7 protein-coding genes and 1 pseudogene are annotated in these 11543 nt (G+C 73.2%); 6 read left to right on the top strand and 2 right to left on the bottom strand.

Annotated elements, in window-relative coordinates; genetic code table 11:
- Positions 1-59: 59 nt before the first annotated feature.
- Together ABT116_RS33435 and ABT116_RS33430 are read left to right on the top strand one after the other, a co-directional pair.
- Positions 60-857: pseudogene (locus ABT116_RS33435) on the top strand (ATP-binding cassette domain-containing protein); the annotation flags it as partial.
- A 46-nt stretch (positions 858-903) separates the two neighbouring features.
- Positions 904-3066 carry an ATP-binding cassette domain-containing protein gene (locus ABT116_RS33430; protein ID WP_351641434.1) on the top strand — a complete coding sequence of 721 codons (2163 nt, stop codon included), beginning with the start codon at positions 904-906 and terminating at the stop codon, positions 3064-3066.
- 97 nt (positions 3067-3163) lie between these two features.
- Here the strand turns inward: ABT116_RS33430 and ABT116_RS33425 are convergent, their stop codons facing one another.
- Entirely contained in the window at positions 3164-3772 is a 609-nt protein-coding gene (locus tag ABT116_RS33425; protein ID WP_351641432.1) for a LuxR C-terminal-related transcriptional regulator, read from the bottom strand.
- Between the two features lie 317 nt (positions 3773-4089).
- On the opposite strand from ABT116_RS33425, the gene ABT116_RS33420 reads away from it, so the two are divergent.
- The gene (locus tag ABT116_RS33420) at positions 4090-6246 is read left to right on the top strand and encodes a SpoIIE family protein phosphatase (RefSeq protein ID WP_351641435.1); all 2157 of its coding nucleotides are present in this window, start codon (positions 4090-4092) and stop codon (positions 6244-6246) included.
- 114 nt (positions 6247-6360) lie between these two features.
- On the opposite strand, the gene ABT116_RS33415 is transcribed toward ABT116_RS33420, so the two are convergent.
- Complete coding sequence (locus ABT116_RS33415; RefSeq protein ID WP_351641430.1) at positions 6361-7770, bottom strand: S1 family peptidase; 1410 nt, start codon at positions 7768-7770, stop codon at positions 6361-6363.
- Between the two features lie 744 nt (positions 7771-8514).
- Here ABT116_RS33415 and ABT116_RS33410 point away from each other — a divergent pair.
- The 3 genes from ABT116_RS33410 to ABT116_RS33400 form a co-directional block, all read left to right on the top strand.
- Entirely contained in the window at positions 8515-8730 is a 216-nt protein-coding gene (locus ABT116_RS33410) for a type A2 lantipeptide (RefSeq protein ID WP_351641428.1), read from the top strand.
- A 95-nt stretch (positions 8731-8825) separates the two neighbouring features.
- On the top strand, positions 8826-9632 hold the full coding sequence (locus ABT116_RS33405; RefSeq protein WP_351641427.1) for a biotin/lipoyl-containing protein: 807 nt from the start codon (positions 8826-8828) through the stop codon (positions 9630-9632).
- The coding region (locus tag ABT116_RS33400; RefSeq protein WP_351641425.1) for a cysteine peptidase family C39 domain-containing protein at positions 9629-11543 on the top strand (1915 nt) is incomplete at its 3' end. The genes ABT116_RS33405 and ABT116_RS33400, both read left to right, overlap by 4 nt.

Here is an 11543-nt window from a genome sequence, read left to right as displayed (position 1 = left end):
CCCCGCCCGCGGCGCCGAGATAGACGAGACGGTGCTCCTCCTGGAGGGCTGAGCGGGCCGGGCGGCTGGAGCTGCGCGGGGTGACGTCCCGGCGCGGCGGACGCACCGTGCTCGACGGGGTGGACCTCGACGTGCCGGGCGGCACGACCCTGGCGGTGGTCGGCCGGTCCGGCTCCGGCAAGTCGATGCTGGCCGCGCTCGCCGGACGGCTGGCCGACCCGGACGGCGGCGAGGTGCTCCTCGACGGTGTCCCGCTGCGCGAGCTGCCGCACGACGACCTGCGCGGCGCCGTCGGCTACGCCTTCGCCCGCCCCGCCCTGCTCGGCGGCACGGTCGAGCAGGCGCTCGGCCTCGGCCTGCCCTCCCCCTCCCCCGGCCGGATCCGGGAGGCGGCCCGCACGGCCCTCGCCGACGACTTCGTGCGCCGCCTCCCCGACGGATACGGCACGGCCGTCGCCGACGCCCCCCGCTCCGGCGGTGAGTCGCAACGGCTGGGCCTCGCCAGGGCGTTCGCACACGGCGGACGCCTGCTGATCCTCGACGACGCCCTCTCCAGCCTCGACACGGTGACGGAACGCCACATCACCGACGCCCTCTTCGGCGACGGCCCGGGCAGCACCCGGCTCCTGGTCGCCCACCGCGGCGCGACGGCCGCCTGCGCCGATGCGGTGGCGTGGCTGGACGACGGGCGGGTGCGGGCGGTGGGGCGGCACGAGGAGCTGTGGCGGCTGGCGGAGTACCGGGCGGTGTTCGCGGACGGGGCGGGCCCCGCCGGCTCCCCTGCGGGCGAGGGCGGTTCACAGCCGGTCCCGGGCACCCGGGGCGGGACGAGCGGGGAGAAGGACGTAACGGCATGAGCGGCCAGACGTGTACGGGTGCGGCTGTCGGGGGCGGGGTGTGCTCATGACGTCCTTCACCGGCCTCCCCGCCCGGGGCCTGCGCTTCCTGCTGGCCCGCCGACGGGTCCTGCTGCGGCTCACCGCCTGGTCCGTGCTGGAGACCGGGCAGACCTTCCTCATCGGGTACGGCCCCGCCCGGGCCCTGGACGCGGGGTTCCTGCGCGGCCGGGCGGACGTCGGACTGGTCTGGCTGGCGGTGACCGGCCTGGGCGTCCTGCTCGGTGCGTACGGCACCGCCCGGGTCTACGCCGCCGTCGCTGATCTGGTCGAACCGCTCCGGGACCGGCTCGTGGAACGGGTGGTCTCGCGCGGGGTGCGCGGCGGTGACGCGGGGTCGCTGTCCGGGCTCACCCAGCAGGTGGAGATCGCCCGGGACACCTTCGCCGGACTGGTCATGGTCTCCCGCTCCTTCGTGTTCACCTCCGTCGGTGCCCTGGCGGGCCTGTTCGCGCTCGCCCCGCCGCTCCTGCTGGTCGTGGGACCGCCCCTGGCCCTCGGCATGGCACTGTTCGCCGCGACGCTGCGGCCCCTCGCCCGGCGGCAGGAGGCGTTCCTGGTCGCCGACGAGGCCCTCGCCGGTGATCTCGGCACCGTCTGCCCGGGCCTGCGCGACATCACGGCGACCGGCGCGGAGGCGCAGATCGCCGCGGGTACCGGGGAGCGCGTCGAGGCGGAACTGCGGGCGGCGCGCGCGCTGGCCCGCTGGGGTGTGCTGCGGGTGGCGTCCCTGACGATCGGCGGCCAGCTGCCGATCGTGCTGCTGCTCGCCGCCGCCCCCTGGCTCCTGGCCCAGGGCGTCTCCACGGGCGCCCTGGTCGGTGCCCTCGCCTACGTCACCCAGTCCCTGCTCCCGGCCCTGCGCAACCTGATCCACGGCCTGGGCACGAGCGGCTCCCGCCTGACGGTGGTACTGCGCAGACTGACCAAGCCGGACACCACCGACGACACCGCCACGCCGCCTCTCCCAGCGACGAGCCCCCGCCCCACGAACGCCACCACGGCCGACACGCCGCAGCCGACCGGCGAACCCACACCCGCCCACCGCACCAGCGGACCCCACCCGGACGGGAACACCCGCCCGGCGCACACCACCACGGCGGACAGGCCCCAACTGACCGGCGAACCCACACCCGCCCACCGCACCAGCGGACCCCACCCGGACGGGAACACCCGCCCGGCGCACACCACCACGGCGGACAGGCCCCAACTGACCGGCGAACCCACACCCGCCCACCGCACCAGCGGACCCCACCCGGACGGGAACACCCGCCCGGCGCACATCACCACCGCCGCCGACGGACCCCAGCGGGCAGGCGGGCCCGCCCGGGCCGATCACACCGGCTCCGGCCGCGGCGTGCCCCACCTCGGCGGGAGCGCCTCCTCCTCGAACGACGGCCGCACCGTGCCGGTCCCCCGCCCCTCGGGGAACCATGCCACCGCGGAGCCGCCCCCGGCCGTCTCCCTCGCCTCCGTCACCTTCGCCTACGGGCCTGCCAGCGCGCCTGTCGTCCGCGACCTCGACCTCGTGCTCCCGCCCGGAGCGCACCTGGCCGTCGTGGGGCCCAGCGGCACCGGCAAGTCCACGCTCACCGCGCTCGTGGCAGGGCTGCTCACGCCCTCGCGCGGCACCGTCCGGGTCGGCGGACACCCCGTGCCCGGCCCCGAGGCGGCCGCCGCGCGGGTGCTCATCCCGCAGGAGGCGTACGTCTTCGGCGGCACCCTGGCCGAGAACCTCGCCTACCTGCGTCCGGACCCGGTGCCCGAGGGGGAGCTGCTGGCCGCGGCCGAAGCGGTCGGCCTCGCCCCGCTGGCCGGCCGGCTCGGGGGGCTCGACGCCCCGGTGGACCCGTCGGCGCTGTCGGCCGGGGAGCGGCAGCTCATCGCCCTGGCCCGGGCCTACCTGTCGTACGCTCCGCTCGCCCTGCTGGACGAGGCGACCTGCCATCTGGACCCGGAGACGGAGGAGCGCGCGGAGCTGGCGTTCGCCGCCCGGCCGGGCGGGACCCTGGTGGTGGTGGCCCACCGCATCAGCTCGGCCCGACGCGCCGGCCGGGTCCTGGTGCTGGACGGCCGGAGCACGGCGTACGGCGGTCATGAGGAGCTGCTGCGGTCCTCCGCGCTGTACCGGGACCTCGTCGGCAGCTGGACTCCCGCACTGGCCCGGTAGGCCCTGTCGGGTGGATCGGCTCGGCCGTGAGGTGCGGTTCTTCTCAGCCGAGCCATGCCCCGCGGCGCCGAGATGATCGAACGACAGGGCCCAGGGGTCAGAGCCAGCCCTGGCCCTGCGAGATGCGTATCGCGTCGATGCGGTTGCGGGCCCCGGTCTTGCGGGTGATGGCGGCCATGTAGTTGCGCACCGTCCCGTGGGACAGGTGCAGGCTCCCGGCGATCTCCGCGATGGAGGCTCCCTCGGCCGCGAGGGTCAGCACGCTCAGCTCTCTGCGGGTCAGCGGCATCTCGGCCGCCTTGAGGAACCCGAAGCCCAGCGAGTCGTTGACGAAACGTTCCCCCTCAGCGACACGACGGATCCCGCGCAGCAGATTCTGCGGGGATCCCTCCTTGTCGACGTACCCGAGCGCCCCCGCCTCGACGGCCCGCTTGAGCAGGCCCGGCCGGTTCGCGGTGGCGAGCACGAGTAATCGGGGGCGCGCGCGGTCCGGCCCCGGCCGGCACAGCTCGCCCAGCGGGGGGATGCCGTAGGAGTCCGCGCACTCCAGGTCCGCCGCGCACACGTCCGGCCGAACCGACCGCACCATGCCCGGCGCGCCGCGCCACGACGTGTCGTGCACCGACAGGTCGGACTCCTGCCGCAGCCACTCCGCCAGCACCGACCGCACCAGACACTCGTCGTGGACCAGAAGCACCCGGATCACTGCCACCCCCTCCGCTCGCCGTACGCCCCCTCGTCGTGTTGAGCGCGTGCCCCATTGTTCGCGACCGTGACCCTGCGTGGACACGAGAAACCGGCCATCAGGAGGCGCGGGGGCGCACGCCCAGCGCTCGTACGCCCGCCCACGCTTCGACTACGGAGGCATGAGTCGGGGTGCTCGGGGTACGAGAGTGCCCCCTGTGGGGCCGATACCCCTGTGACCGACGGTAACCGGCACTGTTCCGGAAGCGCTCGTCGTGCGGGACGGGCCGCCAGGGGGGAGATTTGTTCCTGGACCCGGTCGCGCGGCCGTGCGAGGAGGTGGTCGGCGTGTCCGACGGGCAGTCGTCCGCGCAGGCGCCGGCAGCCGCCAGGACGCCGGTCGGCCGTCCCCTGCTCTCGCTGGCGCTGGCCTCGATGATGGACGAGGTGCACGCCCACTCCGGCGCCGTGTACCTGATGGCGCCGGATCAGCCCGTGCTGGAGATGGCGGTGATGGCCGGACTGCCCCGGGCGTTCGCGGCGCCCTGGGAGCGGGTGGGCCTGAGCGCGCCGATCCCGGTGTCCGACGCGGCGCGCGAGCGGCGGCTGGTGTGGGTCGGCGGCGAGGAGCAGATGGCCCGCCTCTATCCGCGGATCGCCGTGGTGCTGCCCTACCCGTTCGCCCTGGCCGCGGTGCCGGTCGCCACCGAGTCGACCGTCTACGGCGCGGTCTTCGTGACGTGGCCGGGCGCGCATCCGGCGGAGATGTCCGACCACGAGCGGGAGCATCTGACCGCGGCCTGCGGCCGGCTTGCGGTCCGGCTGGAGCGCGCCGCCGAGCACAGCATCCCGCCGCACCCCGAGACCGACCTGCTCGCCTCGCCCCTGGTGGGCGGCATGGCCGGCACGCTCGGCACGGTCGAGGCGGCCCGGATGGTGAGCCGGCTGCCCTACGGGCTGGTCTCGCTCGACCTGCACGGACGGGTCGGCTTCGTGAACGCGGCGGCGGCCGAGCTGCTGAGCGTCCCCGTCAGCCGACTGCTCGGCACCCAGCTGTGGGCGTCGGTGCCCTGGCTCAACGACCCGGTCTACGAGGACCGCTACCGGGCGGCGCTGCTGAGCCAGCACGGCACCTCCTTCGTGGCGCTGCGCCCGCCCGGGGAATGGCTGTCGTTCCGGCTGTACCCGAGCACGACGGGCCTGAGCGTCCGCATCACCAGGTCCAAGGCCGTGTCCCGGATGAACCGGACCGCACCGCCGCCCGACGGGGCACCGTCCCGGCTGGTCACCATCTCGCAGGTGCTGGACCTGGCCGGCGCGCTCACCGAGGCGGTGGGGGTGCAGGACGTGGTGCAGCTGGTCGCGGACGAGATCGCCCCGGCCGTGGGCAGCCAGGCCCTGGTCGTGCTGGGCTCGCGGGCCAGGCGTCTGCAGGTGCTCGGGCACCGCGGCTACCGGGATCCGCACGTGGTGGAGCGGTTCGACGGGATGCCCCTGACCGAGCCGACCCCGGGCACCCAGGTGCTGCGCACGGGCGTGCCCGCGTTCTTCGAGTCGCAGGAGCAGCTGGAGCGCCTGTACCCGGCGCGGCTCGCGACCCCCGACGGGTTCGCGGCCTGGGCCTTCCTGCCGCTGATCGCCCAGGGCCGCCCGGTGGGGACGTGCGTGCTCTCCTACGCCGAGCCGCACCCCTTCCCGACGGAGGAGCGGGCGGTGATGACCAGCATGGCCGGGCTGATCGCCCAGGCGCTGGAGCGGGCGCTGCTCTACGACGCCAAGCACCGGCTCGCGCACGGTCTGCAGGAGGCGCTGCTGCCGCACTCCCTGCCGTCGCTGCCCGGCATCGAGGCGGTCGGCCGCTATGTGCCGGCCACTCAGGGCATGGACATCGGCGGCGACTTCTACGACCTGGTGGGCACCCAGGGGCGTGCCGCGGCGGTGATCGGGGACGTGCAGGGCCACAACGTGACGGCGGCCGGGCTGATGGGGCAGGTCCGTACCGCGGTGCGGGCCTACACGACCGTGGGGCAGGCGCCCGAGGAGGTCATGCGCAGCACCAACCGGCTGCTGCTCGACCTCGGATCCGACCTGTTCGCCAGCTGCCTGTACCTGCGGCTCGACCCGGAGCACGGGCGGGCCGTGATGTCCCGGGCGGGGCACCCCCCGCCGCTGCTGAGACGGCCCGACGGGCGGGTGCGGGTCCTCGATCTGGCGGGCGGCCCACTGCTGGGCATCGACGCCTCGGCGGTGTACCCGACGACGGAGGTCGCCCTGCCCCCCGGATCGCTGCTCGTCCTCTACACCGACGGGCTGGTGGAGTCCCCCGGTACGGACTTCGAGGAGGCCCTCGCGGATCTGGGCCGGCGGCTGGCCGACGCCGGGGACCAGCCGCTGGACGAACTGGCCGACAGCCTCGTCCATCAGGAGCGGCACCGCGCGGACGGGGAAGAACGGCTCGATGACATCGCCCTGTTGCTGATCAGGGCCCTCGGGTAGGGCCGGTGGACATCGGCAACCGGTCCGGAACGCAGGGGAGCCGGCCCGGTTCCGCCAGGAAGGGGCGGAACCGGACCGGCTGCGTCGGACCGGCTGCCGACGGCTCTGCAGGGGTCAGCGGGACTCGGTCAGACCGGAGTTGTCCTCGACACCCTGACCCGCGTCCTGACCGGCACCCGCGTCCTGACCGGCTCCGGCGCCCGCTTCGTCGCCTCCGGCCTGCTCACCGGCACCGGCTCCGGCCTCTTCACCGGCTCCGGCACCCGCACCGGCTTCCTCACCGGCACCGGCCTCTTCACCGGCGCCCGCTTCGTCGCCCGCACCGGCTTCCTGGCCCGCACCGGCTTCCTCGCCCGCACCCGCACCGGCCTCGTCACCGGCACCGGCACCGCCGCCCGCGGCACCGCCCGCGCCGAGGGTCGCGCCGACCGCCTCCAGGGCGGTGGTCACCGGCTGGAAGAACGTCTCGCCGCCGACGGTGCAGTCACCGCTGCCGCCGGAGGTCAGGCCGATGGCGAGACCGTCCTGGGTGAACAGCGAGCCGCCGCTGTCGCCGGGCTCGGCGCAGACGTCGGTCTGGATGAGGCCGGTGACGGTGCCCTCCGGGTAGTTCACCGTGGCGTCCAGGCCGAGGACCTGGCCGTCGGCGAGCCCGGTGGTGCTGCCCATCCGGAAGACCTCCTGGCCGACGGTCGCCTCCGCGGCCTCGGTGATCGGGACGGTCTGGTTGCCGGTGTTGACCTCGCTGGGCGCCTCGGCCGCCGGGTCGTCGTACTTCACGAGTGCGAAGTCGCCGGTGCCCGGGAAGGTCGACTGGTCGACGGTCGCGATCGGCTGACCGCCCTGGGTGTCGGACCACTCGTTGCCGCCGAGGGTGCAGTGACCGGCCGTCAGGAAGGCCGGGGAGCCGTCGCCCGCGGTGACGTTGAAGCCCAGGGAGCAGCGCGAGCCGCCCGCGAAGATGGCGTCGCCTCCGGAGACGAACGGCTTGAAGGTGCCGGAGGACTTCTTGAGCGTGGCCATGCCGGAGCCGAGCTCCTGCACGGTGCTTTCCAGTCTGTCCCACTTGGCACCGGTCACGGTGCTGTCGGCGGTCACCAGGAGCTTGTTGGTGCGCGGGTCGATCGACCACGAGGTGCCCGCGATGGTCGCCTCGGACTTCAGCGTCGACGCGCCGTCCTGGAGCTCCGACCAGCTGTTGTCGACCTCGCGGACCTTCGCGCCGGCCGCCTTGGCCTGCACGATCACGTTGTTGTTGTCGCCCGGTACGACGTTGACGACGAGCTGCTTGTTGTCGCCGTCGTAGTAGGAGCCGCCGAACGCCTCACCGAGGAGCCCGGAGAGCTGCGAGGCGAGATCCGAGGCGTCGCCCGCCTTCAGGGTCTTCGGCGCGGCAGCCGCGTCGTCGGACGAACCGTCCTGCGAGGCGTTGGCGTTGGGGAGCAGGATCGCGGCCGCGCCGAGCGCCACCACGCTGCCCGCCGCTATCGCGGCCTTGCGCTTCGGAATTCGCTTGTGACTCAAACTTCTCTCCTCCTGGGGAACGGAGTAGGTGCCGCCGTCCGGCAGCTTCTGGGGGGCGCCTGGATGGTTGTTGGTACGCACGTGCCGCACGGGGCGTTCAATTCCGATTGCAAGTGATCCCTTCGCATCGCGGAATCAGCCAACTCCCGTCGCAGGCAAGCCGACCGCTCATCCAGCGACCGCCCTGTTCACATGGGCCGGTCCGGCGGGGCGGGCCGGGCCGGACCGGGGCGGGCCATGGCCGGATGACGGCCTTTCAGGATCGAGCGCCGCCCCGACATGGCGGAACGGAACGCTCCGTATCCACTCGGAAGCGATCTGTCGCCATCACGGAGTCAAACCCCGGCTTCAGCGAATCTGCACACCGACTGCTCAACCCGGTCACCGAAAGGAGGGTTATCCACAGCCCGGCCGCGTCGGTCACGCCTTTGGGGCGGGAGTGCCGGATTCGCCACCCGGCGACTCAAGGGCCCGGATGCGCCGATGCCGTGGCGCATGTGAAGGACTCGCCCCCAAGCCGTGCGCAGACCTCCACGGATCGGTGCCGATGGGGCGCAAGTTGCCTGGTGAGAGGGGTGGTTGATTGGAAGCGCGGAGCAGCGGCGTGCTTTGATCCATCGCACCGCGGGGGCCGCTCAGGGCACTCGGAAACGGATGCCCGGTGCTCGCGGTCGCGGCCGTCATCTGTCCCCAGAGGGGGCCGCTCCCCCCTTGTGAGATATCCATATGAAGGGAAGTTCCATCATGAACTCCACCCCCCAGGTTGAGACCGCCGAGATCGCTGACGCCCAGCTCGACGCCATCTCCGGCGGCCTGTCCGTGAACGCCGTGAACACCGTCACCGACACCGTTGACGGCATTGCCCCGGTCTCCGGCCTGGTCGACACCGCCGTCGGCACCGTCGAGGGCGTCACCGGCCTGAACACGGCCCCGGTCACCGGCCTGGTCTCCGGCCTCTGATCGAGCCCTTGTGCCGTTGATTCCCGGAACCGCAGCCGGCGGTTCCGGGTTCTTCGGGTTCCGTCACAACCTCTTCCACGGGTGAGGGAAGTTCCTTGCAGTTCCGCCAACAGGCCCTCGCCAAGCTCCAGTCACCGGAGGAACTCGACCTCCCGGTGCGTTTCGCCCGTCCGCAGGGCTGGCTCGTGCTCTCGGTGACGGTGGTCGCGATGGCCGCCGCCTCGGTGTGGGCGGTGACCGGCTCGGTGACCTCCACCGTCAGCGCGCCCGCGATCATCACGCACGGACAGGGCAGTTACCTCCTGCAGAGCCCCGTCGCGGGCCAGGTCACCGCCGTGCTCGCGAAGCAGGGCCAGCAGGTGGCCGCGGACACCCCCGTGCTCAAGGTCCGTACGGCCAAGGGCGAAGCGGTCGTCCGTACGCTCGACGCGGGCCGGGTCTCCGCGCTCGCAGCGACCGTCGGGCAGATCATCCAGACCGGCGCGAACGTCGCCGCCGTCGAGAAGGTCGCCCACACCAGGGACCCGCTCTACGCCACCGTGTACGTCCCCGCCGAGAACGCCGCCTCGATCCCCGACGACGCGGCCGTGGACCTGACCGTGCAGTCGGTGCCGACCCAGGAGTACGGCGTGCTGCGCGGCCATGTGAAGTCGGTGGACCGCTCGGCGCAGTCCCCGCAGCAGATCGCCGCGTTCCTCGGGGACAGCCAGCTGGGCGAGCAGTTCACGAAGAAGGGCAGACCGGTGGCCGTGACGGTCCGGCTGGACAGGTCCTCCGCCACCAAGAGCGGCTACAAGTGGTCCTCCGCGGACGGGCCTCCGTACAAGCTGCCCTCCATGACGCTGGCCTCCGGTTCGATCCGGCTGTCCGACCAGCGCCCCGTCGACTGGCTGCTGCCATGAGCGCGACCGCGCAGGAGCCCCGGAGCAGGCGCCGCGCCGCCCCGCCCAAGCGCAAGGTGCCCAAGGCCCGGGCGAAGACGGTCCGCACCCCCACCGTGCTCCAGATGGAGGCCGTCGAATGCGGCGCCGCCTCCCTGGCGATGGTGCTCGGCCATTACGGCAAGCACGTCCCGCTGGAGGAGCTGCGCATCGCCTGCGGCGTGTCCCGGGACGGCTCGCGCGCCAGCAACCTCCTCAAGGCGGCCCGCTCCTACGGCCTGACGGCCAAGGGCATGCAGATGGACCTGGCCGCCCTCGCCGAGGTGAAGTCGCCGGCCATCCTGTTCTGGGAGTTCAACCACTACGTCGTCTACGACGGGATGGGCCGGCGCTTCGGACGCCGCGGCGTCTACATCAACGATCCGGGCAAGGGCCGCCGGTTCATCCCCATGGAGGACTTCGACGGCAGCTTCACCGGTGTCGTCCTGGTGATGGAGCCCGGCGAGGACTTCACCCGGGGCGGCCGCAAGCCGGGCGTCCTGGGCGCGATGCCCGCACGGCTGCGCGGCACCGCGGGCACCATGCCCGCCGCGGTCCTGGCGAGTCTGCTGCTCGTGGCGGTCGGCGCGGCGGTGCCCGCGCTCAGCCGCACCTACATCGACGAGTTCCTGATCGGCAACCAGACCTCGCTGCTCGGCGTGCTGTTCGCGTCGATGGCGGCCTGCGTGCTGCTCACGGTCGTGCTGACGTGGCTCCAGCAGGCCAACCTGCTGCGTGGCCGCATCATCTCCTCCACTCTCTCCAGCGCCCGCTTCCTGCGGCATCTGCTGCGGCTGCCGGTGACGTTCTTCTCCCAGCGCAGCCCGGCCGACCTGGTGCAGCGCCTGCAGTCCAACGACGCGGTGTCCGAGACCCTGTCCCGCGACCTCGCGGCGGCGGGCGTGGACGCGATCGTGGTCGTCCTGTACGCGGTGCTGCTGTACACCTACGACCCGCAGCTGACCTTCGTCGGCATCGGCGTGGCCCTGCTGAACATCGTGGCCATGCGGGTCGTCATCCGGCTGCGGGCGACGCGCACGGCAAAGTTGCGCGCGGACACGGCCCGCCTCACCAACACCGCCTACACCGGCCTTCAGCTCATCGAGACGATGAAGGCGACCGGCGGCGAGGACGGCTACTTCCGCAAGTGGGCCGGGCAGCACGCCACCACCCTGGAGGAGCAGCAGCGGCTCGGCGTGCCGAGCGCCTGGCTGGGCGTGGTCGCGCCGACGCTGGCCACCCTCAACAGCGCGCTGATCCTGTGGATCGGCGGCATGCGGGCGGTCGAGGGGCACATCTCGGTCGGTCTGCTGGTCGCCTTCCAAGCCCTGGTCACCCGCTTCACGGCCCCGCTGACCCGGCTGAACGGCGTCGCGGGCCGCATCCAGGACTTCGCGGCGGACGTGGCCCGGCTGAAGGACGTGGAGAACTTCAAGGCCGACCCGCTCTACGGCCGGCCCGGCGGGAGCGAGTCCACGCGCCGCCTTCAGGGCCATGTCGAGCTGGAGAACATCACGTTCGGCTACAGCCCCCTCGACAAGCCCCTGCTCACCGGCTTCGACCTGACGGTCGGTCCCGGGCAGCAGGTGGCGCTGGTGGGCGGCTCGGGCAGCGGCAAGTCCACGGTGTCCCGGATGATCTCCGGGCTGTACGCGCCGTGGGAGGGCGTGATCCGTATCGACGGGCAGCGCATCGAGGACATCCCGCGCGGGGCGCTGGCCGCCTCGGTCTCGTTCGTCGACCAGGACGTGTTCCTCTTCGAGGGCACGGTCCGCGACAACGTGGCGCTGTGGGACCCGTCGATCCCGGACGACGCGGTGGAGGACGCGCTGCGCGACGCCGCCCTGTACGACGTGATCACGCGCCGCCCGGGTGGCATCCACAGCAGGGTGG

The organism is Streptomyces sp. NPDC002130, from assembly GCF_040296465.1.
Classification (GTDB): domain Bacteria; phylum Actinomycetota; class Actinomycetes; order Streptomycetales; family Streptomycetaceae; genus Streptomyces.
Note: the sequence above shows the minus strand (reverse complement) of the source record. Positions and strands in the feature narration are given on the sequence as shown.

What these genes read in the sequence shown, in the direction of transcription:
- ABT116_RS33430 (WP_351641434.1), top strand. Translation starts at nt 904, where the DNA reads ATGACGTCCTTCACCGGCCTCCCCGCCCGGGGCCTGCGCTTCCTGCTG.
- ABT116_RS33410 (WP_351641428.1), top strand. Translation starts at nt 8,515, where the DNA reads ATGAACTCCACCCCCCAGGTTGAGACCGCCGAGATCGCTGACGCCCAG.